The 26,076-nt window shown below is 66.1% G+C and carries 21 protein-coding genes; 16 read left to right on the plus strand and 5 right to left on the minus strand.

What is annotated here, in order from left to right; genetic code table 11:
• Positions 1–3 precede the first annotated feature (3 nt).
• From glgB to ACCQ16_RS00730, 3 genes are all read left to right on the plus strand, one after another.
• A complete protein-coding gene (glgB, locus tag ACCQ16_RS00720) occupies positions 4–2,187 on the plus strand; it encodes a 1,4-alpha-glucan branching protein GlgB (protein WP_046932016.1) in 2,184 nt (727 codons plus the stop codon).
• Between the two features lie 195 nt (positions 2,188–2,382).
• Positions 2,383–2,877, plus strand: a complete 495-nt coding sequence (locus ACCQ16_RS00725) for a metallophosphoesterase family protein (protein WP_011345884.1) — start codon at positions 2,383–2,385, stop codon at positions 2,875–2,877.
• A gap of 68 nt (positions 2,878–2,945) precedes the next feature.
• Positions 2,946–4,094 (plus strand): aldo/keto reductase, encoded by a 1,149-nt coding sequence (locus ACCQ16_RS00730; protein WP_029818200.1) that lies wholly within the window; start codon positions 2,946–2,948, stop codon positions 4,092–4,094.
• A 45-nt stretch (positions 4,095–4,139) separates the two neighbouring features.
• On the opposite strand, the gene ACCQ16_RS00735 is transcribed toward ACCQ16_RS00730, so the two are convergent.
• Entirely contained in the window at positions 4,140–5,762 is a 1,623-nt protein-coding gene (locus ACCQ16_RS00735; RefSeq protein WP_277573069.1) for a carboxylesterase/lipase family protein, read from the minus strand.
• Positions 5,759–6,835, minus strand: coding sequence for an alpha/beta hydrolase (locus tag ACCQ16_RS00740; protein WP_109290540.1), 1,077 nt, complete (start codon positions 6,833–6,835; stop codon positions 5,759–5,761). Before ACCQ16_RS00740 ends, ACCQ16_RS00735 begins: the two co-directional genes overlap by 4 nt.
• Positions 6,836–6,973: 138 nt before the next feature.
• Here ACCQ16_RS00740 and ACCQ16_RS00745 point away from each other — a divergent pair, with 138 nt between their 5' ends.
• The 10 genes from ACCQ16_RS00745 to ACCQ16_RS00790 all read left to right on the plus strand — a co-directional run bounded on the left by ACCQ16_RS00745 (position 6,974) and on the right by ACCQ16_RS00790 (position 18,066).
• Entirely contained in the window at positions 6,974–7,795 is an 822-nt protein-coding gene (locus tag ACCQ16_RS00745; RefSeq protein WP_008574478.1) for a 2-keto-4-pentenoate hydratase, read from the plus strand.
• A gap of 37 nt (positions 7,796–7,832) precedes the next feature.
• Positions 7,833–8,831: a TRAP transporter substrate-binding protein gene (locus ACCQ16_RS00750; protein WP_008574481.1), complete on the plus strand. Its 999-nt coding sequence runs from the start codon at positions 7,833–7,835 to the stop codon at positions 8,829–8,831.
• 10 nt (positions 8,832–8,841) lie between these two features.
• Complete coding sequence (locus ACCQ16_RS00755) at positions 8,842–9,363, plus strand: TRAP transporter small permease (protein ID WP_008574483.1); 522 nt, start codon at positions 8,842–8,844, stop codon at positions 9,361–9,363.
• A complete protein-coding gene (locus tag ACCQ16_RS00760) occupies positions 9,363–10,646 on the plus strand; it encodes a TRAP transporter large permease (RefSeq protein ID WP_008574485.1) in 1,284 nt (427 codons plus the stop codon). Before ACCQ16_RS00755 ends, ACCQ16_RS00760 begins: the two co-directional genes overlap by 1 nt.
• Before the next feature lie 193 nt (positions 10,647–10,839).
• A complete protein-coding gene (locus ACCQ16_RS00765; protein WP_011345889.1) occupies positions 10,840–12,423 on the plus strand; it encodes a family 43 glycosylhydrolase in 1,584 nt (527 codons plus the stop codon).
• Positions 12,424–12,564: 141 nt separating this feature from the next.
• Positions 12,565–13,623 carry a LacI family DNA-binding transcriptional regulator gene (locus ACCQ16_RS00770; protein ID WP_011345890.1) on the plus strand — a complete coding sequence of 353 codons (1,059 nt, stop codon included), beginning with the start codon at positions 12,565–12,567 and terminating at the stop codon, positions 13,621–13,623.
• A 421-nt stretch (positions 13,624–14,044) separates the two neighbouring features.
• The gene (kduI, locus tag ACCQ16_RS00775; RefSeq protein ID WP_014088974.1) at positions 14,045–14,899 is read left to right on the plus strand and encodes a 5-dehydro-4-deoxy-D-glucuronate isomerase; all 855 of its coding nucleotides are present in this window, start codon (positions 14,045–14,047) and stop codon (positions 14,897–14,899) included.
• Between the two features lie 181 nt (positions 14,900–15,080).
• Positions 15,081–15,836, plus strand: a complete 756-nt coding sequence (gene kduD, locus ACCQ16_RS00780; protein WP_184422407.1) for a 2-dehydro-3-deoxy-D-gluconate 5-dehydrogenase KduD — start codon at positions 15,081–15,083, stop codon at positions 15,834–15,836.
• A gap of 232 nt (positions 15,837–16,068) precedes the next feature.
• Positions 16,069–16,731, plus strand: a complete 663-nt coding sequence (locus ACCQ16_RS00785) for an RpiB/LacA/LacB family sugar-phosphate isomerase (RefSeq protein WP_008575029.1) — start codon at positions 16,069–16,071, stop codon at positions 16,729–16,731.
• Between the two features lie 222 nt (positions 16,732–16,953).
• Positions 16,954–18,066 carry a GDSL-type esterase/lipase family protein gene (locus tag ACCQ16_RS00790; RefSeq protein ID WP_011345892.1) on the plus strand — a complete coding sequence of 371 codons (1,113 nt, stop codon included), beginning with the start codon at positions 16,954–16,956 and terminating at the stop codon, positions 18,064–18,066.
• Between the two features lie 226 nt (positions 18,067–18,292).
• Here ACCQ16_RS00790 and ACCQ16_RS00795 read toward each other — a convergent pair whose 3' ends face one another.
• Together ACCQ16_RS00795 and phhA are read right to left on the minus strand one after the other, a co-directional pair.
• Complete coding sequence (locus tag ACCQ16_RS00795; RefSeq protein WP_277573067.1) at positions 18,293–18,937, minus strand: DMP19 family protein; 645 nt, start codon at positions 18,935–18,937, stop codon at positions 18,293–18,295.
• Positions 18,938–19,074: 137 nt separating this feature from the next.
• Entirely contained in the window at positions 19,075–19,965 is an 891-nt protein-coding gene (gene phhA, locus ACCQ16_RS00800) for a phenylalanine 4-monooxygenase (protein WP_057681292.1), read from the minus strand.
• Positions 19,966–20,092: 127 nt separating this feature from the next.
• On the opposite strand from phhA, the gene ACCQ16_RS00805 reads away from it, so the two are divergent.
• Positions 20,093–20,575, plus strand: a complete 483-nt coding sequence (locus tag ACCQ16_RS00805) for an Lrp/AsnC family transcriptional regulator (RefSeq protein ID WP_029818208.1) — start codon at positions 20,093–20,095, stop codon at positions 20,573–20,575.
• A 292-nt stretch (positions 20,576–20,867) separates the two neighbouring features.
• Positions 20,868–23,066, plus strand: coding sequence for a TonB-dependent siderophore receptor (locus tag ACCQ16_RS00810; RefSeq protein WP_008575025.1), 2,199 nt, complete (start codon positions 20,868–20,870; stop codon positions 23,064–23,066).
• Positions 23,067–23,471: 405 nt separating this feature from the next.
• Here ACCQ16_RS00810 and ACCQ16_RS00815 read toward each other — a convergent pair whose 3' ends face one another.
• Complete coding sequence (locus tag ACCQ16_RS00815) at positions 23,472–24,515, minus strand: patatin-like phospholipase family protein (RefSeq protein ID WP_218197025.1); 1,044 nt, start codon at positions 24,513–24,515, stop codon at positions 23,472–23,474.
• A 174-nt stretch (positions 24,516–24,689) separates the two neighbouring features.
• Here ACCQ16_RS00815 and ACCQ16_RS00820 point away from each other — a divergent pair, with 174 nt between their 5' ends.
• Positions 24,690–26,063, plus strand: coding sequence for an amidohydrolase (locus ACCQ16_RS00820; protein ID WP_277573066.1), 1,374 nt, complete (start codon positions 24,690–24,692; stop codon positions 26,061–26,063).
• Positions 26,064–26,076: the final 13 nt, after the last annotated feature.

Raw genomic sequence — 26,076 nt, forward strand, 5'->3', positions numbered from 1 at the left:
GTAATGACAGCAGTGAGCAATCGATGGGATCCCGGCGCGGTACGCGCCCTGGCAGAGGCGCGCCATGGCGACGCGTTCGCGGTATTGGGCGCACACCCGTCCGACAACGGGCGCTTGTTGCGCACCTATCTACCCGGCGCCGACCGGGTCAGCGCGGTGCTCGACGATGGGCAGGTGGTGGCGCTGGACGCCGGCCCGGAGCCGGGCCTGTTCGCCGGCGAGTTGCCGGCGCACGGTGGGTATCGCCTGCGCATCGGCTGGCCCGGTGGCGAGCAGGAGACCGCCGACCCGTACGCGTTCGGCCCGCAGCTCAGTGACTTCGACCTGCACCTGATCAGCGAAGGCCACCACTTGCAATTGGCCGACGCGCTGGGCGCCAACGTGGTCGAAGTGGACGGCGTGCGCGGCACGCGCTTTGCCGTCTGGGCACCGAATGCCTCGCGCGTGGCGGTGGTGGGCGACTTCAACAGCTGGGACGCGCGCCGTCATCCGATGCGGCTGCGTCACCAGGCCGGCGTGTGGGAGTTGTTCGTGCCCGACGTCGGCCCCGGCGCACATTACAAGTACCAGCTGCGCGGTCCGCACGGGCACGAACTGCCGGCCAAGGCCGACCCGGTGGCACGCCGCGCGGAGCTTGCGCCGGGCACTGCGTCCATCGTGGCCGATCCCACGCCGCATCAGTGGAGCGACGATGGCTGGATGGCCACGCGTGCGCGCCGCCAGGCCCATGACGCGCCGATGAGCATCTACGAGATCCACGCCGGCTCGTGGTTGCGCGAAGCAGGCCTGGATCTGGATTGGGACGGGCTGGCCGATCGCCTGATTCCGTACGTGGCCGATATGGGCTTTACCCATGTCGAGTTGATGCCGGTGAGCGAGCATCCGTTCGGCGGCTCCTGGGGCTACCAGCCATTGGGTCTGTTCGCGCCGACCGCGCGCTTCGGGACACCCGATGGATTTGCGCGCTTTGTCGACCGCTGCCATCGCGAAGGCATCGGCGTGATCGTCGATTGGGTGCCGGCGCACTTTCCCACCGATGCGCACGGGCTGGCGCATTTCGACGGCACCGCGCTGTACGAGCATGCCGACCCGCGCGAAGGCTTCCACCGCGACTGGAATACGCTGATCTACAACCACGGCCGCCGCGAGGTATCCGGGTTCCTGATTGCCAGTGCGATGGAATTTCTGCAGCGCTATCACGTCGATGGCCTGCGCGTGGATGCGGTGGCCTCGATGCTGTATCGCGATTACAGCCGCAACGCCGGCGAGTGGATACCCAACATCCACGGCGGGCGCGAGAACTACGAGACCATCGCGTTCCTGCGCCGGCTCAACGAGGTGGTGCGCGAGCACACACCCGGCGCGGTGATGATTGCCGAGGAATCCACTGCGTTTCCCGGTGTCACCGCCGACGTGGCGCACGGCGGCCTGGGCTTTCACTACAAGTGGAACATGGGCTGGATGCACGACACCCTGCATTACGCCGGGCTGGATCCGATCTATCGCCGCTACCACCACGGTGAGCTGACTTTCAGCATGGTCTATGCGTATTCGGAGCGCTTCGTGCTGCCGATCTCGCACGACGAAGTGGTGCACGGCAAGGGTTCGTTGTTGGGCCGCATGCCGGGCGACGATTGGCAGCGCTTCGCCAACCTGCGTGCGTACCTGGGTTTCATGTTCACCCACCCGGGGCGCAAGTTGCTGTTCATGGGCTGCGAATTCGGCCAACCGACCGAGTGGAACCACGACGCCGGCCTTCCGTGGCATTTGCTCGACGACCCTCGCCATCGTGGTGTGCAGACGTTGGTGCGCGATTTGAACCGGCTGTATGTGCAATACCCGGCGCTGCATGCGCACGACGACGATCCGTCCGGATTCGCCTGGGTGGTGGGCGACGATGCCGGCAATAGCGTGGTGGCGTTCCTGCGCAAGGGCAAACGTGGCGACGCACCGGTGCTGGTGGTGATCAACTTCACTCCGGTCGTGCAGCACGGCTATCGCATCGGCGTGCCACAAGGCGGCCAGTGGCGCGAGGTGTTCAACAGCGACGCCGGCATCTACGGCGGCAGCAACCTGGGCAATGGCGGCAGCGTGACGGCCGAGCAGCAATCCATGCATGGGCACGCGCAATCGCTGCCGCTGCTGTTGCCACCGCTGGGCGCCATCGTGCTGACGCCGTATGGCTGATGCTTCCTGCGCCTACCACCGGGCAAACGGCCCGGCGGTAGGCGGCAGCTGCGTCATGCCTCCAGCTTTCTTCATCGACAGGGTGGGCCATGTGCTGGCATCGCTTGCATTGCTGCGCTCCCACTCGACTGTGATGGCATGGGTCTGTGCAGGCGGACGCTTGCGCAGCAAGTCATCCAGCAGCAGGTCATCCCGATGATCACGCGCAAACACGATGATGGCGAGACGGGCACCGGTACGCGCATCGGCGTGATCTCCGATACGCATGGCCTGCTTCGGCCCGAAGCGCTTGCCGCGCTTAAGGGCTGCTCGCAGATCATCCACGCCGGCGATGTGGGCAAGCCGCAGGTGCTTGAGGCGTTGCGGGCACTGGCACCGCTGCATGCCATCGCAGGCAATATCGACGACAAGCCGTGGGCGAACGGCTTACCGCAGACGCTGGATCTGCATATCGCTGGTGTGCGTATCCACGTGCTGCACGATCTGAAGACGCTGGCACCGCAGGTGCAGGCGGATGTGGTCATCAGCGGCCATTCGCACAAGCCGTCGGTGCGCATGCACGATGGGGTGCTGTACCTCAATCCGGGCAGCGCCGGGCCGCGTCGCTTCAGTCTGCCGATCAGCGTGGCCATGCTCTGGCTGGGCGATGGCGCGCCGCGCGCGCACGTGCAGCCATTGGCCCTGGGCTGAGTCCGCTGACTTGGCATGCACACCGGCGGGGCCATGCTCGTGGGCCACGTCGTTGCAAGGGATTCCCCATGAATACACGTCGCCAATTCCTTTCTGCTGCCGCGGCCGGTACTGCGGCATTGGCCGCTGCACCGTTGATGGCGCAATCGTCGGCGCCCGGCAGCGTGATGCCCACGCGCGGGAAAACCGATGCGGGCGCATTGCCGACCAATCCGCGCGTCGAGGGCGCACGCTACCGGCCTCGCAGTCGTCTTGGCTTCGGTGGCGTGGCCATCGGCAATGGCTTTGCGCCTGCCACCGATGCACAGAGCGAGCAAACGCTGGCAGCGGTATGGGAATCGGGCGTGCGGTATTTCGATACCTCGCCTTGGTACGGGCTGGGCTTGTCGGAGCGACGTACCGGCCATCATCTGCACAACCATCCGGCCGACGATTACGTGGTGTCGACCAAGGTCGGCCGCCTGCTCACCGCGACCGACACGCCGCCCAAGACGATGTGGCAGCAACCTTCGCCGTTCGACTATCGCTACGACTACAGCGCGTCCGGTGTACGGCGCTCGATCGAAGACAGCCTGCAGCGTCTGGGGGTGTCGCAGATCGACATCGCGTATATCCACGATCTCTCGCCGGAGAACGAAAAAGACCTGGGCATGCCATGGGAGCAGCGGTTCGCCGAGGCGGTGAAGGGCGCGATGCCGGAGCTGACCAAGATGCGCAAGGAGGGCTTGATCAAGGCCTGGGGCTTTGGCGTCAATCGTCCCGAGCCGGCCTTGCGCGCAATCGAAGAAGCCGACCCCGACATCTTCCTGCTCGCCTGCCAGTACTCGCTGCTCGACCATGCGCAGGCCTTGCATGACACCTTCCCCAAGATCGCAAAGCACGGCGCATCGGTGGTGGTCGGTGCGCCATTGTTGGCTGGCTATCTGGCCGGGCGCGAGCGGTATCTCTACGACGGCACCATTCCGCCATGGGCGCCTGCCAAGCGGCAGAAAGCGCTGGCCATCTGCGACCGGCATGGCGTGGATCTACGCACCGTTGCGCTGCAATTTGCTGCAGCTCCGCAGGTGGTGTCGGCGGTGATTCCCGGTGCGCGCACGGCCGAGCAGGCCCGCGCCAATGCGACCTCGATGCAGGTGGCGATTCCGCCGGCCCTGTGGGAAGCGCTCAAGCGCGAAGGCGTGATCGAGGCAGACGCGCCAGTGCCCGCGGCGCGTTAAGGGCCGGGCTCGCGCGCAGCGCATGGTGTTTGCGCTGCGTGGCAATCAAAACGTCCCGCGTTGAATGAACGGCGCTTGTTGATACAACACGCGCTCGCCGCCACGTGGATCCAGTTCCAACCGGCTCGGCGTATCGAACACCAGCGTTTCGCGCCGTTTCAAGGAGTAGGGCCGCCAGTGCGGCGCACCGCGGCGGTTGGGTTCGCCATGCCGGGCAAACGCAATCAGCGCTTCGCTCATTTGCTCGGCCATGCGCTGCGCATCGGCACCATCGCCGGTGCGCGAGCCCGGCTGGCGCACGTTGTCGAACACCAGCGGAATATCCAAGGTGTGGAAGGCGCCAAACTTGCCGCCATCCAGCGGCGAACCCCAATCCAGTTGATAGACCCAGGTGGGCGCGCCCTGACGGGCACGCGCCTCGGCTTCTTCGACAGCGCCGCGCCACGAGCGGCCGGCGGTGGTGGCTGCGAAGAACACCTGCGACGGGGTGTACTGCGGATAGAGCCGCCGATATTCGGCAATGACCACCTGCGGCAACAGGTCCACGTATTGCTGCGCCTCCAGCCTGGCCGGCAGCTCGTCCCAGCTCAGCGCGAAATTCTTCGCATCGTTACCGAGAAAGCCGCGTGTTTCATCGCGCGTATTGCCGATCACCATCGGGATGCGGGCCGACTGCACCGGCGCGGTTGGCCAGAACGGATGCACCGGCACGTTGCGCGCGTCCAGCACCGGGCCGAAATACAGCGCGGTGTTTTCCACCCGCGACGGGTCGCGCACGTGCACGGCGGCCAGCAGCTGGGCCACAGGTAGCGTGCGCATGCGCGCGATCTCGCCTGGCGCAATCTTTAACGCATCCAGCAACAGTTGCGCGCGCTGGGTGGCCGCACGCGGCCCGGCCACGGTGACCTGTTGCCCGCTCATGGTCCAGGCGCGATGAAAGAGCCCGCGCGCGGCCGGCATCGCCATCAGCGTGGCGATCTTGGCGCCACCGCCCGATTGCCCAAACACCGTGACATTGTTGGCGTCGCCGCCGAATTCGGCCGCATGCTGGCGCACCCACTGCAGGGCCTGGATCAGGTCCAGCTGCCCGGCATTGCCGGATTCGGCAAAACCGGCATCGCCCAGCTGCGCCAGCGACAGGTAGCCAAACAGATTGAGCCGGTGATTGACGGTGACCACCACCACATCGCCGCGCTTGCACAGGCGCACGCCGTCGTAGAGCGGGTCGCTGCCGGAGCCGGTGGTGTAGCCGCCGCCGTGGATATAGAACAACACCGGCCGCTTGCCGCCATCGCGCAGGCCAGGTGTCCACACATTGAGGAACAGGCAGTCCTCACTGGTGGGCTCGTTGGCCTTGAGCTGCGGCGCCGCTGCACCGAATCCGCTGGCATCGCGCACGTGGTGCCACGGCGTTTCCGGCAGCGGCGCCTGGAAGCGCCGCGGGGCAGTGTCGCCGCCATACGGAATGCCCTTGAACACGCAGACGCCCTGGTCGCGGTAGCCGCGCAGCGCGCCGCCACGCACGCGTGCCAGCGGCGCGCCATCGTCGCGTGGCGGCGCAAGTACGGCCGCGGCAGCGAAGCCGGGAAGCGTTGCTGCCGCAGTCGCGAGCAGGCCACCACGCAGCAGCGTGCGGCGTCGCGTGTCGGGGGTGGCTCGGGTCGTCATCGCGCCATCTCCTTCGCCGGTGAAGGTGGTGCAGGCTTGGCTACAGGCGGCTGCGGCTTGGTGACATGCGCGATCCAGGCTTGCGCCAGCTGCGGCCATGCGGACACGGTAAGACCGCTGCCGCTGGCGGCACCGAAACCATGGCCGCCCTGCGGAAACACGTGCAGCTCGCTGGGCACCCCGGCGCGCAGCAGCGCAGCGTGCATCAGCAGGCTGTTGCGCACCGGCACCACGCTGTCGTCCTGCGCATGCAGCAAAAAAGTGGGTGGCGTGTGCGCGTCCACGTGCAGCTGCGGCGAATAGGCCTGCACCTGCGCCTGGCTCGGGGCGCTGCCGATCAGGCGTTCGCGTGAGCCTTTGTGCGCGTTGGCGCTATCCATGTCGATCACCGGGTAGATCAGCAACTGGAAGTCCGGTCGTGCGCTCAGTGCATCGGCCGCGTCGATGGGCGGATACACCTGCGCGGCGTAACGCGTGCCCAGGCTGGCGGCGACATGGCCGCCGGCCGAAAAGCCCATCACGCCCACGCGCTGCGCCTCGATGCCATAGCGCGCCGCATTGGCGCGGATCAGCCGCAAGGCACGTTGCGCATCGGCCAGTGGCACGTCGGCGCCGTTCGGGTGGCCTTCGCCCGGCAGCCGGTAGCGCAGCACGAACAGGGTGATGCCGGCGGTGTCGACGAAACCGGGCACCAGCGCGCTGCCCTCGTTGTCCAGCACGATGCGTTGATAGCCGCCGCCAGGCGCAACCAGCAGGGCGGTGCCATTGGGCTGTTTGGGCCGGTAGACCACCAGGTACGGCCTACTGACCTGCTGGATGTAGCGATCCGGCTGCGCCGGGTCGCTGCTGCGCTCGACGATGCGCTGCGGTTGCGGCAGCGCCGTATCCCCCGGTGCCAGCGGCGTTGGCCACAGCGCGATCCGGCTGGCCTGTTCGGCGGCAGTGTCGGCGCTCGGTCGCTCGGCCGCCGGCGCGGGGCGCGCCAGCAGCACGCCCAGCACAACGAGCGCCAGGCCATGCCGCGTGGCGCGCGAAAGCGCGGTCAAAGCCCGCGTTTGGCGTGTCTGTTCCATTCACCCCTCCCAGGGCCACTTCGTCACCGCGACCACAATGCCGCAGTGCACATTGCCAATGACACCGGTTTACCATATACAGCACACCGTGCCGCTGTCGATTGGCAGTGCAACAAGACACCTATCGGGGAGACACCCTTGAGCAACGACGCCGCCACTCCGCCACCGTCCACATCCACGCTGTCCGCCATCGCCCAGCGCTTTGTGGAAGCACGCCGTGCAGGGGCATCGCTGCCTGACTTTCCCGGGCAAATCCCCGACGATCTGGTCACCGCCTACCAGGTGCAGGACATCGCCATCAGCCAATGGCACGACCATGTCGTGGGCTGGAAGGTGGGGTATATCGCCGCCGAGCGCCGCGATGCATCCGGCGACGAGCGCCTGCTTGGCCCGATCTTCTCGCAGAAGGTCTGGAATGCTACCGGTGGAACAACCGAGTTCCCGATCTTTGTCGGCGGCTTCGGCGCGGTGGAAGCCGAATATGTGCTCGTGCTCGGCGCCGATGCCCCGGCCGAGCAGACCCACTTTACCCCGGAGCAGGCCGCGCAGGTGCCGGCCACCTTGTTCATCGGGGTGGAAATCGCCAGCAGCCCGCTGGCCACCATCAACCAGTTGGGCCCGCGGGTGGTGATTTCGGACTTCGGCAACAACAACGGCCTGATTCTGGGCCCGGAAGTGACCGATTGGCTGGCGCGCGACGAGGCTGCGCTCACTGCGCAGACGCTGATCGACGACCAGGTGGTCGGCACCGGCGGCGCCACCACCTTGCCCGGCGGCCTGCGCGCGGCCTACGCATTCGCGCTCAGCCGTTCGGCACAGCGCGGGCGTCCGCTCAAGCGCGGTGATCTGATTGCCACCGGCAATGCCACCGGTATCCACGACATCGAAGTGGGGCAGCGTGCCCTGATTCGCTTCGCCGGCATCGGCGATATTTCCTGTACGGCTGTGTCCGCCAGTTGACGGCGGCCCCCGTGACCAGACGCTTGGGAGGGCGCCAATGATCACACGCAGACATTTTCTTGGTGCCGGGCTCGGCGCCGCGGCTGCCGCCCCCTGGTTGGGTGCCGGCGCCACCACGCCGATTCCCGGCGGGCAGTTGCTCACCGCCACCGATGTGCACGTCGGCGATTACCCCACCGTGGAAGCGGTGCGCTGGTTCGGCAAGCAGCTGGAAGAACGCACCCATGGCCGGCTCAAGCTGCGCCAGTACCACTCCGGCCAACTGGGCCGCGAGTCGGAGGCGATCGACATGGCGCGCTTTGGCGCCATCGACATCACCCGTGTGTATTCGGGCGCGTTGAACAACACCTTCCCGCTCACGCAGGCGCTATGCCTGCCGTATGTGTTCGATTCGGTACCGCATCTGCGCCGGGCCATCGACGGGCATGTCGGCGACAGCGTGCTGCGCAGCTTCGAGCAGCGCGATCTGGTCGGTCTTGCCATCTACGATTCGGGCGCGCGCTGCTTCTACAACACCAAGCATCCGCTGCATCGCCCGGAAGATCTCAAGGGCCTGAAATTGCGGGTGGCGTCGTCGGACATCTTCCTCAAGCTGATGCGCATGCTGGGCGCCAACCCCACGCCGATGTCGCTGGGCGAGACGTTCTCGGCGATGGAAACGCACATGATCGACGGTGCGGAAAACAACATGCGCAGCTTCCAGTCCAGCCGGCATTTCGAAGCCGCGCATTACTGGTCGCAGAGCGAACACTCCTACGCGCCGGACATCCTGGTGATGTCGCGCCAGAGTTTCCAATCGCTGAGCGCGGCCGACCGCGGCCTGGTGGTGGAACTGGCGCGTGCCTCGGTGCCGGTGATGCGCAACTTGTGGGATGCCTCCGAGACGGTGGCGCGCAAGCAGGTCATCGACTACGGCGTGAAGCTCAACCAGGTCGACATGCCGGCGTTCCGCGCCGCCGCTGCCCCGCTGCTGGCCGAATACCGCAAGCAGCCGGAGATCGAAGCGCTGTACCGCCGCATCCGCGATTTCGCATAGAGGTGACCCGATGACCGAACCCGAGACTGTTGCCGTCCCGGTCGCGCCGTTGCAGCGCGCGCTGGACCGCGTTTCCGATATCGCCGTGGGCGTGGCCTCCTTGGCGCTGCTGGGCCTGGTGGTCGTGCAGGGCTGGCAGGTGTTTACCCGCTACGTGCTCAACGACTCGCCCAGCTGGACCGAGCCGGTAACCCTGTTGCTGCTGAGCACCGCCCTGAGCCTGGGCGCGGCGGCCGGCGTGCATACCAACCGCCACTTCGGCTTCTACCTGCTGGGCGAACACGTGCCGCCGCTGGTGCGCAAGATGTTCGAAGTGATCCGCCCGCTGATGATCATGTCCATTGGCGCGGTGCTGGCGTGGTGGAGCGCGGCGCTGCTGTTGGACGGGCTGGATATCAAGATGGCCGGTGCGCAGATGCCGCAGAGCATCAACTACCTGCCGCTGTCGATCGGCGGTGCGCTGATGGTGCTGTTTGCCGTGTTCAAGTTGTGGCGTGTGCTGCGCCCGGTCCATGCTGGAGGAGTGCGCTGATGGGCATCGCCATGTTGTTGGGCACCTTCGTGGTGCTGCTGTTGATCGGCGTGCCGGTGGCCTACGCCCTGGGCGCGGCGGCACTGGCCACGCTGCTGTATCTGGACCTGCCCACGGTAGTGCTGGTGCAGCAGATTTCTGCCGGTAGCGGCTCGGCGTCGTTGATTGCGATCCCGCTGTTTATCTTCGCCGGCGAGTTGATGTTGCGCGGTGGCATTTCCGAACGCCTGATCGCCTTGGCCTCGTCGTTGGTCGGGCGTGTGCGCGGCGGTCTGGGCCAGGTCAGCGTGCTGTCGTCGCTGTTCTTCGGCGGCGTCTCCGGCTCGGCGATTGCCGATGTCTCGGCGGTGGGCGGCACCATGATTCCGCAGATGATCAAACGCGGTTACGACCGCGATTACGCGGTGAACGTGAGCATGACCGCTGCGCTGGTGGCCTTGCTGGTGCCGCCTTCGCATAACCTGATCCTGTTCTCGGCCGCAGCCGGCGGCGGCTTGTCGATTGCCGATCTGTTCGCGGCCGGCATCTTTCCGGCGTTGTTGATGACCGCCGCGATGATGGTGACCGGCTATGCAGTGGCGCGTCATCGCGGCTACGGCACCGAAGCCTTTCCCGGTTGGCGTGCGGTGGCCCTGCGCCTGATCGGTGCGCTGCCCGGCCTGGGGTTGGTCGGATTGATCTTCATCGGGATTCGCGCCGGCATCTTCACCGCGGTGGAAAGCGCCGCCATTGCCGTGGTGTACGCATTGATCGTCACCGCATTGCTGTATCGCCAATTGCGTTGGGCCGAGTTCTTCGCGGCGGTGACGCATGCGGCGCGCACCACCGGCGTGATCCTGTTCGTGATCGCCACCGCTGCGGTGTTCGGCTGGTTGCTGGCCTATTTGCAGGTGCCTGCGGCAGCGGTGAAGTTCCTGCAGGCCATTGCCGACAGCAAAAACATGGTGCTGTTGATGATCGTGGTGATGCTGCTGTTGCTGGGCATGTTCATGGACCTGGCGCCGAAGATCCTGATCTGCACGCCGATCTTCCTGCCGGTGGTGAAGGCCTACGGCATCGACCCGATCCACTTCGGCCTGGTGATGGTGCTGGCCGGCGGTATCGGCCTGATCACGCCGCCGATCGGCTCGGTGTTGTTCATCGGTACTTCCATCGGGCAGATCACCATCGCGCAAAGCATGCGCACCATCTGGCCGTTCTGGCTGGCGGCGTTGTGCGTGCTGTTGATCGTTGCCTTTTTCCCTGAGTTGTCGCTGTGGCTGCCGCGCGCCCTGCGCGCCTGAGCTGGGGCGATTGCGTGATTGCGTAACGGCAGACGGGCGGTCGGTACGGCTTGTTCGCGTGGTAACGAGCGCCTGCCATCCACACGCAGGCGCGTCAGGCGTCGCTGCCGGCGGGAGGCTCTGTCGCATCTGGTTAACCGGTGGCATTGCGCGCCATCGTGGTAAAGCCCGGCATCCGGGACTAGGAGAGAGCATGCGTGTGCGTCCCATTTCATCCCGATGGCGTTGGCCGATGGCCGGCGGCTTGCTGCTGTGCGCCGGCCTGAGCGCTGCGGCGGACTGGAAGCGCGGTATCGAGCACCAGCGCATCGCCGACCAGGGCGATGGCAGCTTTCTCAATCCGGTGCTGGCCGGCGACCATCCCGACCCGTCGGTGCTCAAGGATGGCGATGATTACTACCTCACGCTGTCTTCGTTCGATGCCTACCCGGGCCTGCCGATCTGGCACTCGCGCGATCTGGTCAACTGGCAGCCGCTGGGCCACGCCATCACCCAGAACGTGGGCGCGATATGGGCACCGGACCTGATCAAGCACGGCAAGCGCTACTACATCTATTTCCCGGCGCGGCGCGGCGACCAGGGCGAGCGCAGCAATTTTGTGGTCTGGGCCGACGACATCAAAGGCCCGTGGAGCGCGCCAATCGACATCGGCCTGGGCAAATACATCGACCCCGGCCATGCAGTGGGCGAGGACGGCAAGCGTTACCTGTTCCTGAGCGGCGGCGATTACGTGCAGCTGTCCGATGACGGCCTGAAGGTGGTCGGCACCCCCAAGCACGTCTACGACGGCTGGAAATATCCGGAAAGCTGGGACGTGGAAGGCTACGCCCAGGAAGGCCCCAAGATCACCCGCCACAACGGCTGGTACTACATGACCACCGCCGTGGGCGGCACCGCCGGCCCGCCGACCGGGCACATGGTGATCACTGCGCGTTCGCGCTCGATCCACGGCCCCTGGCAGAACGCGCCCAACAACCCGATCACCCGCACCAGGAGCGCGCAGGAGCCGTGGTGGTCGCGCGGCCACGCCACCCTGGTGGAGGGCACCGACAAGCGCTGGTGGATGCTCTACCACGGCTACGAAAACGGCTACTGGACGCTAGGCCGGCAGGCGCTGCTGGACCCGATCGAATGGACGCCCGATGGCTGGTTCGTCGCCAAGGGTGGGGACCTGGGCACGCCGCTGAAAAAGCCCAGTGGGCAGGCCCTGCCGCACGGGTTGGCGTTGTCGGACGATTTCCGCGCCAGCACGCTCGGCCCGCAGTGGGCGTTCTTCAATCCGGCCGCCGACGAGGCCAAGCGCCTGCAGGTGGGCAATGGCGTGTTGCGGCTGCAGGGCAAGGGCAGCGCGCCGCGCGACGCTTCGCCGCTGACGGTGATCGCCACCGACCCGGCCTACCAGTTCGAAGTGCAGATGACCGTGTCACCGGGCGGACAGGGCGGGGCGTTGCTGTTCTACAGCGACAAGCTCTATGCCGGCGTCGGCAGCAATGGGCAACAGTTCGTCATGCATCGCTACGGCGAGGAACGCCCGGCCACGCTGGCGCCCAGCACCAACGGCGGCACGCTATGGCTGCGCGTCACCAACAACCGCCACATCGTCACCATTCACAGCAGCACCGATGGCAAGGCCTGGACCAAGTACCCGGTGCAGATGGAAGTGTCCGGTTACCACCACAACGTGGCCGGCAAGTTCCTGGCCCTGAAGCCGGCGCTGTATGCCGCAGGCCCCGGCCAGGTGGAATTCCGCAATTTCCGCTACCGCGCCCTGGACTGACCGTTCTGCATCGGCGGGCATGTCGTGGCGCTGCCTGCTGTGGCGGGCCCGTCACGGCGGACCCGGTGCAGCGGCAGGCTTCGCTCAGGTCTGCCGGCCGTCGGGCCGGTAGAATCCAATCAACTTTACTGGTTGACCGCTATGCCCGCCCGCAAGATGCCTGAAGAGGGAATGCCTGGCCTGCCGAAGGGTCGGGTCGCAACGATCAACGACATCGCGCGGATGTCGGGCGTGTCCAAGAAGACCGTCTCGCGGATCATCAACAATTCGCCGCTGGTGCGGCAGGACACGCGCGAGAAGGTCGAGGCGCTGATGCGCGAGGTCGGCTATGCGCCGGATCCGCTCGCGCGCGGGCTGGCGTTCCGCCGTTCGTTCCTGATCGGCATGGTCTACGACAACCCCACCGCGCAATACATCGTGGACATGCAGTACGGCGCGCTGGACGCGCTGCGCGGTTCCAGCTTCGAACTAGTGGTGCACCCCTGCGACAGCCGCAGTCCCGGCTATATCGAAGGCGTGCGCCGCTTTGCGCAGGCGCAGAAGCTGCACGGCGTGATCCTGGTGCCACGCGCCTCCGAAGACCAGGCGCTGGCCGACATGCTGGCCGAGATCGGTTGCCGCTACACCCGCATCGCCTCGATCGCGCTGGACACCACCTCGCAGACGGTGATCACCCACGACCGCGACGGGGCAGCGGAGGCGGCCGATTACCTGCTTTCGCTGGGCCACCGCGACATCGCCCTGGTCACCGGCCCCAGCGCCTACCGCTCCTCGATCGAGCGCACCTCCGGCTTTGCCGACGCGCTGACCCGCCGCGGCATCGAACTGCCGCCCGAGCGCATCGTCGAAGCCGGTTACACCTTCGAATCGGGCGTGGCGGCGGCCGAAAAGCTGCTGCTGGGCAAGAAGCGCCCCACCGCCATCTTCACCGGTAACGACGAAATGGCCGCCGGTATCTACAAGGTCGCCCTGCGCGCCGGCATCAGTATCCCGCGCCAGCTCTCGGTGATCGGCTACGACGACAGCTCGCTGGCCTCGCGGCTGTGGCCGCCGTTGACCTCGGTGCGCCGCCACACCCGCGACACCGGCCGCACCGCCGCGGCGATGCTGATCCAGCCCGACAACGCGCCGCAGCTGCCCACCGCCAGCGTGCGGCCGCACCTGATCGTGCGCGACTCCTGCCAGCCGCCGGAAGATTGAGCTACTTGGTCCTGGCGGAAGAGGAACAAAGCCCCTCTCCCGCCGGGGCGAGAAGGCACAGCTTGCGCGGCATCGCCGCGCGTGCCTTGGAGCGCCCGCGCCGCTGGCGCGGGCCGGGGCGCGGAGCGGGGGTTGGGGTGAGGGTAAGGCGGCAGGCAGCCAATTTAGAAAGCTCAGGCTTGAGCCGGAAGGCAATAGGCCACCACCCACAAAGCAAGCTGTGCTCTTCAACACAGCGCGCAGCCTCGTACCCTCATCCGCCCCTGCGGGGCACCTTCTCACGATGGGAGAAGGGAGTTGGTAGTCCGTGCGTCCACCGACACCGTCTTTCGTGCACTGCGCAATGACACCGGTTAACCAGAGTCGGTAGACTAGCCCCGTGCAAGCCCACGTTCCCCCTTGCTTGCCTTGGAGAAGTGCCATGTCCCTGTACTGCAAAACGCACTACGCCACCCATCCCGACGCCATCAAGGGCGCCAGCAACGACGCGCTGCGCGAGCTGTATCTGCTCGATGGGCTGTTCGTGGATGACGCGGTGACGCTCAAGTACACCCACTACGAGCGCTTCGTGCTCGGTGGCGCCGCGCCGTTGGGCAAGACGCTGGAACTGCCCAGGCAGACCGAGCCCGCCTCGGCCGCGGGGCATCCGTTTCTGGAGCGTCGCGAGCTTGGCGTCATCAATGTGGGCGCAGGCACCGGCACGGTGACCGTGGACGGCACCGCCTACACGCTGGGGCCCAAGGACGGCCTGTACGTGGCGATGGGCAGCACCGATGTCAGTTTTGCCTCCGCAGACGCGGCCAACCCGGCCAAGTTCTATCTCGCCTCCACGCCGGCGCATGCGCGCTTTGAGACCAAGCAACTCTCGATCAAGGATGCGGTGGCACTGGAGCGCGGTGCGCTGGAAACCAGCAACGAGCGCACCATCTACCAGTACATCGTGCCGGCTACCTGCCAATCCTCGCAGCTGTTGCTCGGCCTGACCGTGCTCAAGCCCGGCAGCGTCTGGAACACCATGCCGCCGCATCTGCACGACCGCCGCAGCGAGGTGTATTTCTATTTCGACCTGGGCGCCAACGACCGCGTCTACCACTTCATGGGCGAACCCGATGCGCAGCGCCACATCGTGATCCAGAACAACGAAGCGGTGGTGTCGCCGCCGTGGTCCATCCACATGGGCGCCGGCACCAGCAATTACGCCTTCATCTGGGCAATGGGCGGCGAAAACCTGGATTACACCGACATGCACGTGCTGGACATCTGCCAGCTCAAGTAAGGCCTGCATCGACGCGCCGGCACCCACCAGGCCAGACATGACGCCGCCTGGTGCGAGGCCGGCGCCAACAACGCTGGCGCGACCCAGTTTGGCGCCGGCGTTGCAGCAGTTCGTACAACCCGGCCGCGCGCTGCGCGGCTACTCATCACACCACGGCACATCCAGCAGGAGCGATAAGGTAATGAGCAATCCGTTCAGTCTCGAAGGCAAGGTCGCACTGGTCACCGGTGCCAATACCGGCCTGGGCCAGGGCATCGCATTGGCCTTGGCCGAGGCAGGTGCCGACATCGCTGCCGCTGGCATCCAGGCGCCCACCGAGACCGAAGCCAAGGTCAAGGCGCTGGGCCGCCGCTTCATCGCCATCGAAGCCAACCTGATCAGCATCGAGCCGGTGCAGCGCATCATCGACGAGACCATCGCCGGCCTCGGCGGGCTGGATATCCTGGTCAACAACGCCGGCCTGATCCGTCGCACCGATGCGGTGGATTTCAGCGAGCAGGACTGGGACGACGTGCTCAACGTCAACCTGAAATCGGCCTTCTTCATGGCGCAGGCCGCAGGCCGTCACTTCATCGCGCAGGGCCGCGGCAAGATCATCAACATCGCCTCGATGCTGTCGTTCCAGGGCGGTATCCGCGTGCCGTCCTACACTGCCAGCAAGTCCGGCATCGCCGGCATCACCCGCCTGCTTGCCAACGAATGGGCCAGCAAGGGCGTGACCACCAATGCCATCGCACCGGGCTATATGGCCACCGACAACACCGCGCAGCTGCGTGCCGACGAAGACCGCAACAAGGCCATCCTGGACCGCATTCCGGCCGCGCGCTGGGGCGTGCCGGCCGACCTGGGCGGCACCGCCGTGTTCCTGGCCAGCAGCGCGTCGGACTACGTCAACGGCGCCATCATTCCGGTCGACGGTGGTTGGCTGGCGCGCTAAGCGCTCGCCTCTGTACGGCTCTCCTTCTCCCAGTGGGAGAAGGTGCCCGAAGGGCGGATGAGGGTCGGGGTGCACGCACATGACCAGACGCGTCCCGCAGCTCCGACACGTTCTTCAGAACCTGATCGCTCACCGACAACGCACCTGAAAGCGAATCAAGACCGCACCCAGGCGCGCACACCAACCGACTCCACAGTCGACACAACTTCCCCAAACCAATCGGAGCATCCCCATGAAAATCGCACTCATGAATGAGTTTAGCCAGGCCGCCAAGAACCCGGTGATCCTGCAGCAGCTCAACGAGGTCGCTAGCGAGCAGGGCCACAGCGTGTTCAACGTCGGCATGGACGGCGACAACGACCACCGCCTGACCTACATCCACCTGGGCATCGTCGCCAGCCTGCTGCTGAACTCCAAGGCGGTGGACTTCGTGGTTGCCGGTTGCGGCACCGGCCAGGGCGCGATGATGTCGCTCAACGCGCATCCGGGCGTGTTCTGCGGCTACTGCATCGAGCCGACCGACGCCTACCTGTTTGCCCAGGTCAACAACGGCAACGCGCTGTCGCTGGCGTTTGCCAAGGGCTACGGCTGGGGCGCGGAAATCAACGTGCGCTACATCTTCGAAAAGGCCTTCAGCGGCGAGCGTGGCATGGGTTACCCGGCCGAGCGTCGCGAATCGCAGCAGGCCAACGCCGGCATCCTGACCCAGCTCAAGCAGGCCACCGCCAAGTCGTACCTGGACGGCCTGCGCGCCATCGACCCGGAACTGATCAAGCAGGCCATCGGCGGCGAGCGCTTCCAGCAGTGCTTCTTCGACAACGCCCAGGATGCTGAAATCCGCAACTTCGTTGCCGGCCTGCTGGGCAAGACCGAAGCTGCTGCAGCAGCTGCGTAATTAGTCGGTGCGTTTTAGCCCCTCTCCCGCCGGGAGAGGGGTTGGGGTGAGGATAAGGCGGAAGACAGCTGGCTTGAACGGGGGAGGCTTGAAGGGCTTGAGAAGACAGGACGGCCGTCCTGCATTTCCTTGCCGCCGCATCCTCATCCGCCCTTCGGGCACCTTCTCCCGATGGGAGAAGGAAACAGCGTCGCGTCCTTAGCATTGTTCCCGGAGCCCATCATGCGTCTGCTGCTGTTCGCATTGCTGCTGCTCTTTGCATGCATCGCCCACGCCGCACCACAGCGCATTTTTATCGCTGGCGATTCCACTGCTGCCCAATACGGCGCCGAGCGCGCGCCGCAAGCCGGTTGGGGCCAGCTGCTGCAGGACTGGTTCGACCCGGCGCAATGGCAGGTGCGCAATCACGCCAAGGGCGGCCGCAGCACGCGCAGTTTCATCGCCGAAGGGCGGCTGGATGCCATCGCAAAAGAACTGCAGCGCGGCGATGTCTTGCTGATCCAGTTCGGCCATAACGATGCCAAACGCGAAGACCCCACGCGCTACACCGATCCCACGACCGACTACGTGCAGTTCCTGCGCCGCTATGTCGCCACTGCGCGCGACAAAGGCGCGACGCCCATCCTGATTACGCCGGCCGCCCGGCTGTTGTACGACTTCGGCGCGTTGCTCGACACCCACGGTCGCTACACCTTGGCGATGCAGCAACTCGCCGCGCAGGAACACGTTGGCTTGATCGATCTCAACGCCAGTTCCAGCGACTGGATTCGCGCACTCGGCGAGCAGGCGGCCAAACCGTATTTCCTGTTCGTGCCCGAACAGGGCAAGGCCGACGGTACCCACTTCAGCCGCGCCGGCGCGACCGCCATCGCCTGCCTGGTGGTGCACGGTTGGGTGCAGCTGCAACCAGCGCTTAAACCGCAACTGCGCCGCGATGCCGATTGCGGCGCAGCGCCCAACACCAGCGCGCAACGCGCCGCGCAGGCGCATCCCTCGCTGGTGGTGCACGAGCGCGATCTCGCCCGCGAACAGCCCGGCCCGCATGGCGGCGCCGGCCCGACCACGGCGTATCCGTTCTTCGCAGATGCACCGGCGCTGAAATTCGTGCTGCGCAAACGCGTGCTGCACAAGGGCGCCGGCATCGGCCTGCATCTGCACGACAAGGACGAGATTTATTACATCGTCAGTGGGCGCGGTTTATATGCGCTGGACGGAAAGCAATACGATGTCGCCGCTGGCGATGCGTTGTTGACGCGACCGGGCAGCACGCACGCCTTGCAGCAAACCGGCGAAGAACCGCTGGTGCTGTTGCTGGCGTACACCGCATCCAAGTAGCCCTCGCGCCCCAGACAGCGCAGCTGCAACGAAGCTCCGCGTTTTTCAAATGGGCTGAGTTGTCATCAGGCACGGCCAGCGTGCGAGTCGCTTGCTTCCACGTGCAGATGGCTGCAGTGGATCAGCGGCAGGAGCCAGCGACGGCAGACAGCCGATCACGCCGGCGCACAAACCATGTCAGGGGTGGTCGCGGCCGACATCCAGCGATGCAAGCTTTCCAGCACCGTCAGGCCTTATCCACCCCGTAGTGCGTCAGCCCCAGGCGCGCCAGTTCGGCCGAGCGGCGGTAGTAGACCTCTTCCCACCCGTCCACACGTTGGCGGTCGGTGTCGCTCATGGCATCGAGAATGTCTTCGATGCTGAGCAGATTCGGATCTTCTTCCAGGCGCTCGAACACCGCGCCCAGGCCCTCGATGGCTTGACGCGCTTGCGCCGCGCCCATGGCGGCCAGACCCCGCAACGCATCGCTGCGGGTCGCCGCATCCCAGCGGTCGAAATAGCGGGCGTAGCCGCTCTCGTTCATGTCCGCATCCAGCCGCGCCAGCGCGATCAGTTCGCGTTCGCCCGGCGACAGCGCATCCATGCGCCCGCGCAACTGGGCGAGCTTGACCTGGGCGCGGGCAGCGCGGCGGCGCCACAGCAACTCGGGCATGTTGAGCAGGCCCTCCGCGGTGGGAGGCGCCACCGCGGGCCAGTTCACCCCGAAGCCGTCCTCGGTGATCTGCCATTGCGCGCGTTGCGGCGGCGATGCCTTGAGCAGGAGCCGATGCGCCTGGATGGGCTCGTCGATGCGGATGCCGTTGGCCAGGGTGAACAGCAGGCGGGTGTCGTCCAGCTCCAAGCGCCGGATGCGCAGATGCGTCAGGTCCATTGAGCGAAGGCGATGTAGGGAGGTTTGACCTTAGTGCGCGTCGGCGGTGGTGTCGAGTCGATGCAGGTCACATCGCGGCATCGTGACCGCGCCGCACCGCCGCGCAGCGGTTGGTCGGCGTGACCTCGGCAGCGACCTCACACGTCGCCGTCGCGGCTCCAACCCTCACCGCTGCCGCGTTGGATCACCCGATCGCCCGGCAGCACATCACCCGCCGGCACCTGCGGTTGCTGGGCAAGCTCGGCATAGATCGGGGTGAAGTCCGGCGCGGTGGCCTCCATCAGCTGCGCAAAGCTGTCGATGACGAAATAGGTCTTCTGGAAGCTGTCGATGCGGTAGCGCGTGCGCATGATGCGCTGCAGGTCGAACCCGATGCGGTTGGGTGCGGGCGAGTCCAGCGAATACAGCGATTCGCCCTTGGACGACACGATGCCGGCACCGTAGATGCGCAGGCCCTGTGGCGTGTCGATCAGACCGAATTCCACCGTGTACCAGTACAGCCGGGTGAGGTTCTGCAGCGCGTCCGGGCCGATGCCGTGCGCCTTGACCCCGCCGCGGCCATAGGCCTGCATGAAGTCGGCAAACAGCGGGTTCATCAACAACGGCACGTGGCCGAACAGGTCATGGAACAGATCGGGTTCGGCGATGTAATCGATCTGATCGGGCCGGCGGATCCACCACGTCACCGGAAAGCGTTTGTTGGCCAGATGATCGAAAAAGTCCAGTTCCGGCAGCAGGCCCTGCACGCCGACCAGGGTCCAGCCGGTGGCCGCCTGCAGCACGCGATTGAGCGCATCGAAGCGCGGGATGTGCGTTTCGCCCATGCCCATCGCGTCCTGCGCCTGCAGGAACTCGTCGCAGGCGCGGCCCACCAGCAGCTCGCGCTGGCGCCGATACAAGGTGCCCCAGGTGGCGTGGTCGTCGGCGCTGTAGCTGTCCCACGGCTGCTCCACCACCGCGGTGGTGTAGACCGGCACATAGCCTTTGTCGGTGAGCTGGTTTTCGACGCGTTGCGGGGCGGTATTCATGCAGCGGCTCTTCCCGGTGATCAGCCGTCACCTTAGCCGGATGTGCGCGCAACGGGATTGCGAATCTTGCGCGACGCAAGCGGATGGGCGCAAGATTCGTGCGTCATCGTCTGCTGCTGCGCAACATATGGATCAACCCATCGCCCTGGACCGCACCGATGTGCGCCTGCTCGCCCTGCTGCAGACGCAGGGGCGCAGCAGTAATGCGGAGCTGGCCGTGCAGGTCAATCTGTCGGCGTCGGCGTGCCTGCGCCGCACCCAGCGACTGGAGGCGGCCGGCATCATCGCCGGCTATGGCGCGCGCCTGGACGCGCGCGCGCTGGGGCTGGGCTTGCAGGCGTTCGTGCGCGTGCAGCTGGAGCAGCACGGGCAGGCCGACATCGAGCATTTCGCCGAGGGCGTGCGCGGCTGGGACGAGGTGGTGGCGTGTTGGGCGCTGACCGGCGACATGGATTACCTGCTGCAGGTACAGGTCCGCGACCTGGAACACTTCTCGCGGTTTCTGCTCGATCGCCTGCTCAATGCCACCGGCGTGTCGGATGTGAATTCCAGCTTCGTGCTGCGCACGGTGAAGGCGCCGGAAGGTCTGCCGCTGTCGCATCTGGCCTGAGGTGCAAACCAGCCGCGTGCCGGTAGGGTAGGGCGCGCTCGCATGCCGCAGCCGGCAAGACGCACCGGCGTTGCGCCGGTTTCCAGGCGGACGCAAGAAACGTGCTGCTTGCCACATAAACGATAACGATTTACATTTACCTCACATCCTGGCCGCGTCCGGCCATGTCGTTCGTGTCGCATCGCCAGCCCACGCAGGGTCAGCCAGCCGGTTCGAGTGGACGCCTGCGTGTGCCTGTGCCTTTCCCTGTTGCGTGACGCGCTGCGTCCGCAGCGATCGACGAGAACGCCCCATGTCTGCTGCCATCGCTCCCCTTGGCTTGTTGCCTGCCGCGCTGCTGTGCGCGCTGTCGACCTTGGCTCCCGCCGCCCATGCCGCCGAATCCGCCGACGCGACCAACGCCACGACGCTCGACCAGGTCAGCGTCAACGGCACGGTGAGCCGCGCGCAGCCGGCCACCACCACACGCCTGCCGCTGACCCTGCAGGAAACGCCGCAGTCGGTGAGCGTGATCGGGCTGCAGCGGCTGGAAGAGCAATCGCTGTTCAGCATCGACGATGTGATGCGCAACGTCACCGGCGTCAACGTGTCGTTCTACGACACCCAGCGCCCGCTGTATTTCGCGCGCGGTTTCCAGATCACCGACTTCCAGGTCGATGGCCTGCCCACCTACAGCGGTGCGACCAACCAGGAATACGACACAGTCTTCTACGACCGCATCGAGGTGATCCGCGGCGCCAACGGCCTGCTCACCGGCGCCGGCATTCCCTCGGCCACGGTCAACCTGCTGCGCAAGCGCCCGGGCAAGGACTTCGATGCCTCGTTTGCAGTCAGTGCCGGCACCTGGGATTTCCGCCGCATGCAGGCCGACGTCAATGCGCCGCTGACCGAAGACGGGCGCTGGCGCAGCCGCGTGGTCGCGGCCTGGCAAGACCGCGATTACTACTACGACCGGTACCACGACAACAAGATGTCGGGCATGGCAGTGCTGGAAGGCGATCTGACCGACAGCACCACGCTCACCGTCGGCTATCAGCGCCAGGACAACACCCCGGTCGGCTCGACCTGGGGCACGGTGCCGTTCTTCGCGGCCGACGGCTCCTTCGCCAACCTGTCGCGCTCGACCAACATGGCGCCGGAATGGACCCGCTGGCAGCGCGAAACCAGCACCGCGTTTGCCAACCTGGAACAACGCTTCGGGCAGGACTGGTTGCTGCGCGTCAACGCCGCCCACACCAAGGGCGCCGTGCAGAGCCTGCGCGTCTACGGCACCGGTTACCCGGCCGCCGATGGCAGCGGCGTGTTTCTGCGCGCCAACGCTGGCGAAACGCAGGACACGCGCGATAGCGTGGACGTGTATCTGTCCGGCGGATTCGCCCTGTTCGGCCGCCAGCACGATGTGGTGATCGGCGGCAGCTGGCAGGACCTGCAATCGACCACCTATACCCTGGCGCAGACCTATCCCGACGACTGGGCCACCTGCGGCAGCGAACGTTGCTATTTCATTCCCAACATCCGCCATTGGAATGGCGACGCTTCGGAAGTGACCTATACGCGCACCGGTGCGCGTCGCCAGGCACGCACCACCCAGCGCGGCGTGTATGCCTCCACGCGCTTGCGGCTGGCCGACCCGCTGTCGTTGATTGCCGGCGCGCGACTGAGTTCGTGGGAGACCCGCACCCAGGCGTTCAATGCCAGCGGCAGCTACACCGGCACCAGCGGCCGTTATGACGTCAGCGACGAAGTCACCCCGTACGTGGGTCTGGTCTACGACATCGTGCCGGATGTGTCGGTGTACGCCAGCTACACCGAAATCTTCAATCCGCAGAACTACCGTGACAAGGACAACAACCTGCTCGCACCGGTGGAAGGCTCCAACCTGGAAGCCGGCATCAAGGCGCAGTTGTTCGATGGTCATGCGATGGCCACTGCTGCCGTGTTCGAGGCCAAGCAGGACAACTACGCGGTGCGCGACATGACCCAGCCGGAAGCCTCGCTGCCGGATGGCAGCTCTGCGTACATCGGCGTGGACGGCACCAAGAGCCGCGGTTGGGAAGTGGACTTCAATGGCGAAGTGCTGCCCGGCTGGACCATCAACGCCGGCTATACCCACGTCAAGGTGACGCGCGCGCCGACCGATGCGATCTACGCCAACCTGCCCGAAGATTATCTGCAGCTCTCCACCCAGTGGCGCCTGCCGGGGACGTGGGACCGCTTGAGCATCGGCGGCGGCGTGAGCTGGCAGAGCGCGGTGCGCGGCTTCAATATCGCGCGCCCCACCGGCGACGGCACTGGCGCCACCACCCCGGTCACCGTGGTGCAGAACCCGTACGCGCTGGTGCATTTCAACGCCAACTACCGCATCAGCGACCAATGGACCGCCACGCTGGCGGTGCGCAATGCGTTCGACAAGACCTATTGGGCGAATCTGGATTATCAGAACTACGGCGAACCGCGCTTTGTCAGCGTGTCGCTGCGTTGGCGGTATTGAGATATTGCCGATGACGTCTGGGCTTGAGACATTGCCCATCAAGTCCAGGCGTTGCTACCGATAAGGCCTCGCGGCCAGGGCCGCTCCTACAAGCGCGGTGCCGGCCGTGCCGACGTCGCCGATACACCCAAAGACCCCCGCCCCGGTCGGAGCGGCCCCGGCCGCGCGCCCATCCGACACGTCTCAGCGCACCCGAAAGAACCGCCACGCCGTCGTCGAAGCGGCTCAGGCCGCGACCTTGTCCGGCCACCCTCAGGACATCAGCACAAGGCATCAATAACGCAGTCGCCCCACGCATCTGGTCTAAATGCGCGCGTCTCGAACCAGGCGCCCACGCCCGCTCAGTTCCGCATGAGCTCGCGCGGCACCGGCATCAACTGCGGATCGCCTCGCACCGCAGCCGCATCACGGTGCCACGCAGGCCTGGTCCTTGCCACGCAGTTTTTCCCAACGCGAGCGTTGTTCCAGGCAGCGCTCGTACGCCTGTTGCTTGGCCGCTTTGGCCTGGTCGGCGGCGGTCCGGACTGCGCTGCTGCGCGCGGCCTGCAGTTGCGCGATCTTGGCGCGAATCTGCGGCATCACCGCCATTGCGGCGCGCTCGCCTTCGAGGATCGCCGCAGCACGCTGGTTGAAATCGGCCGAGCCGATCTCGTTGACCTTCGGGCGAATGACCACGTCGGCACGTTTGAGTTCGGCCTCGCCCAGGCGCTGGCCCATGATCGAGATCGACTGGTTCACCGTGCCCAGCAGGTCCCCCGGATTCTTGCCGCTGGCCTTGCTGGAAATATCCACCGCCACCACGAATTCGGCACCCAACTGGCGCGCCGCATCCACCGGCACCGGGCTGACCACGCCGCCATCGACGAAGTGATATTGACCGATGGTCACCGGCTCGAACACACCCGGAATGCTGCTGGACGCGCGTACCGCCTGGCCGGCATTACCGCGCACGAACACGGTACGCTCGCCATCTTCCAGCCGCGTGGCGACCGCCGCGAACGGCTTGCGCAGTTTTTCGATCGGCTTGCCGCCGAGCTGTTCGTTGACGTAGTCCTGCAGTTTCTGGCCCTGCACCAGCCCACCGGAAAACAGCCGCACATCGCGGATGCTGGTCTGGTCGAGCGCGACGGCCTTTTCCTGCATTTGGAACGCATCCATGCCGCTGGCATACAACGCGCCCACCACGCTGCCGGCGCTGGTGCCAGACACCACCACCGGTGCGAAGCCGTTGGCCTCGAGCATCTTGATCACCCCGATATGCGCAAAGCCCTTGGCCGCACCACCACCGAGCGCGACGCCGATCTTGATGGGCTTGGGGGCTGCGGCCGATGGTGCCTGCACCACCGGCGCCGGTGTCGCCGGGCGTGGCTCGCCCCCGCAGGCGCTGAGCAGCCCGGCCAGTGACAGGGACAGGGACAACAGGAGGCACTTGCTAGGAAAGGCGGTCATGGCGAGCGTGCACAGGGCGCGATGTGGACAGCGGCGCAGCATACACGCCGCAGCCCTGGCCGCCGGTCTGCATTGGCGGCGGGCGGCAGGGCGTCATGCGCAGATATTGCGCGCTGCGCGCACACCTCGCCTGCCCTGATGGTATCGGGCGTCCTTGCGTTGGTACCGTAGGGCATGGACTCGGCCAAACGCACAGTCTGCAGCAGCAGCATCTTCGATCACGCGTCTGCGCGGTGTCCGCTGGGTGGACTGGCACTGTCACTGCTGCTAGCCGCATCGCCCTGTCATGCGCTGGACGCGGTAGCGGTCAAGCGGCAGGTCGATGGCATTCTGGATCGGGACTATCCACGTTGGGAGGCGCTATACCGGACCGTGCACCAGCACCCCGAACTGGGCTTCGAGGAAACTGCGACTGCGCAACGGCTGGCCGAGGAAATGCGCGCGCTGGGATTTCAGGTCAGCGCGGGCATTGGCCGGACCGGGCTGGTGGCGATGTATCACAATGGCCCCGGCCCCACGATCATGGTGCGCACTGAACTGGATGCGTTGCCGATGCGGGAAACCACGGGGCTGGCGTACGCCAGCGACGTCCATCTGCAGTCCAGTGACCGCGATACCTATGTGGCGCATACCTGCGGTCACGACATTCACATGGCGGCCTGGGTCGGCACGGCCGCAACCTTGGTGCAGCTGCGCGCCCAATGGCGCGGCACGCTGATGTTCATCGCCCAACCAGCGGAGGAAAAGGGTCGCGGTGCGCAGGCGATGCTTGACGATGGCCTGTTCGCCCGGTTCGGCAAGCCGGACTACGGCTTTGCCCTGCATGTCGGCCCGGATGCCTACGGCCATGTGTTCTACAAGGCCGGGGCGGTGACCTCCAACTCCGATGCGCTGGAGGTGGTGTTCCAAGGCAAGGGCGGGCACGGTGCGATGCCCGCCGCGACGATCGATCCGATCCTGATCGCGGCACGCTTCGTTGTCGATGTGCAGAGCGTGATCAGTCGCGAAAAAGACCCGGCTGCGTTTGGCGTGGTCAGCATTGGAGCGTTCAACGCCGGCACGGCCGGCAACGTCATCCCCGACCGCGCGCAGCTGCGCGGCACCATACGCAGCCACGACCCTCAGGTGCGCGACAAGCTGCTCGACGGCGTGCGACGTACCGCGCTGGCCAGTGCGCAGATGGCCGGCGCGCCGGTACCGCAGATCGCCCTGGGCGAGCGCGGGTCCAGGGCGGTGATCAACGATGCAGCGCTGGCCGAGCGTACCGGGGCGGTTTTCGCGCAGGCGTTCGGGGTCGATGCCGAGCGCCAGCGCGAACCGAGTGCCGCCAGCGAAGACTATTCGGCCTTCGTCGCTGCCGGCGTGCCGTCGTTCTACTTCGGCATCGGTGGACTCGATCCACAGTGGCTGCAGCAGGCCCGGCAAACGGGCGAGCGCATTCCGGTGAACCATTCGCCGGACTTCGCGCCGGTGCCGCAGCCAAGCATCCGGACCGGCGTGGAAGCGATGACACTGGCGGTGATGAACGTGATGCCGCCGCCCTCCTGAGATGGGCGCGGCC

Source organism: Xanthomonas sp. NCPPB 1062 (assembly GCF_041481705.2).
GTDB lineage: Bacteria > Pseudomonadota > Gammaproteobacteria > Xanthomonadales > Xanthomonadaceae > Xanthomonas > Xanthomonas euvesicatoria.

What these genes read in the sequence shown, in the direction of transcription:
- ACCQ16_RS00735 (WP_277573069.1), bottom strand. Translation starts at nt 5,762, where the DNA reads ATGACGACCCGAGCCACCCCCGACACGCGACGCCGCACGCTGCTGCGT.
- ACCQ16_RS00785 (WP_008575029.1), top strand. Translation starts at nt 16,069, where the DNA reads ATGAAAATCGCACTCATGAATGAGTTTAGCCAGGCCGCCAAGAACCCG.
- ACCQ16_RS00820 (WP_277573066.1), top strand. Translation starts at nt 24,690, where the DNA reads ATGGACTCGGCCAAACGCACAGTCTGCAGCAGCAGCATCTTCGATCAC.
- ACCQ16_RS00765 (WP_011345889.1), top strand. Translation starts at nt 10,840, where the DNA reads ATGCGTGTGCGTCCCATTTCATCCCGATGGCGTTGGCCGATGGCCGGC.
- phhA (WP_057681292.1), bottom strand. Translation starts at nt 19,965, where the DNA reads ATGAATACCGCCCCGCAACGCGTCGAAAACCAGCTCACCGACAAAGGC.
- ACCQ16_RS00755 (WP_008574483.1), top strand. Translation starts at nt 8,842, where the DNA reads ATGACCGAACCCGAGACTGTTGCCGTCCCGGTCGCGCCGTTGCAGCGC.
- ACCQ16_RS00795 (WP_277573067.1), bottom strand. Translation starts at nt 18,937, where the DNA reads ATGGACCTGACGCATCTGCGCATCCGGCGCTTGGAGCTGGACGACACC.
- ACCQ16_RS00790 (WP_011345892.1), top strand. Translation starts at nt 16,954, where the DNA reads ATGCGTCTGCTGCTGTTCGCATTGCTGCTGCTCTTTGCATGCATCGCC.
- kduD (WP_184422407.1), top strand. Translation starts at nt 15,081, where the DNA reads ATGAGCAATCCGTTCAGTCTCGAAGGCAAGGTCGCACTGGTCACCGGT.
- glgB (WP_046932016.1), top strand. Translation starts at nt 4, where the DNA reads ATGACAGCAGTGAGCAATCGATGGGATCCCGGCGCGGTACGCGCCCTG.
- ACCQ16_RS00730 (WP_029818200.1), top strand. Translation starts at nt 2,946, where the DNA reads ATGAATACACGTCGCCAATTCCTTTCTGCTGCCGCGGCCGGTACTGCG.
- ACCQ16_RS00805 (WP_029818208.1), top strand. Translation starts at nt 20,093, where the DNA reads ATGGATCAACCCATCGCCCTGGACCGCACCGATGTGCGCCTGCTCGCC.
- kduI (WP_014088974.1), top strand. Translation starts at nt 14,045, where the DNA reads ATGTCCCTGTACTGCAAAACGCACTACGCCACCCATCCCGACGCCATC.
- ACCQ16_RS00770 (WP_011345890.1), top strand. Translation starts at nt 12,565, where the DNA reads ATGCCCGCCCGCAAGATGCCTGAAGAGGGAATGCCTGGCCTGCCGAAG.
- ACCQ16_RS00815 (WP_218197025.1), bottom strand. Translation starts at nt 24,515, where the DNA reads ATGACCGCCTTTCCTAGCAAGTGCCTCCTGTTGTCCCTGTCCCTGTCA.
- ACCQ16_RS00750 (WP_008574481.1), top strand. Translation starts at nt 7,833, where the DNA reads ATGATCACACGCAGACATTTTCTTGGTGCCGGGCTCGGCGCCGCGGCT.
- ACCQ16_RS00725 (WP_011345884.1), top strand. Translation starts at nt 2,383, where the DNA reads ATGATCACGCGCAAACACGATGATGGCGAGACGGGCACCGGTACGCGC.
- ACCQ16_RS00740 (WP_109290540.1), bottom strand. Translation starts at nt 6,835, where the DNA reads ATGGAACAGACACGCCAAACGCGGGCTTTGACCGCGCTTTCGCGCGCC.
- ACCQ16_RS00760 (WP_008574485.1), top strand. Translation starts at nt 9,363, where the DNA reads ATGGGCATCGCCATGTTGTTGGGCACCTTCGTGGTGCTGCTGTTGATC.
- ACCQ16_RS00810 (WP_008575025.1), top strand. Translation starts at nt 20,868, where the DNA reads ATGTCTGCTGCCATCGCTCCCCTTGGCTTGTTGCCTGCCGCGCTGCTG.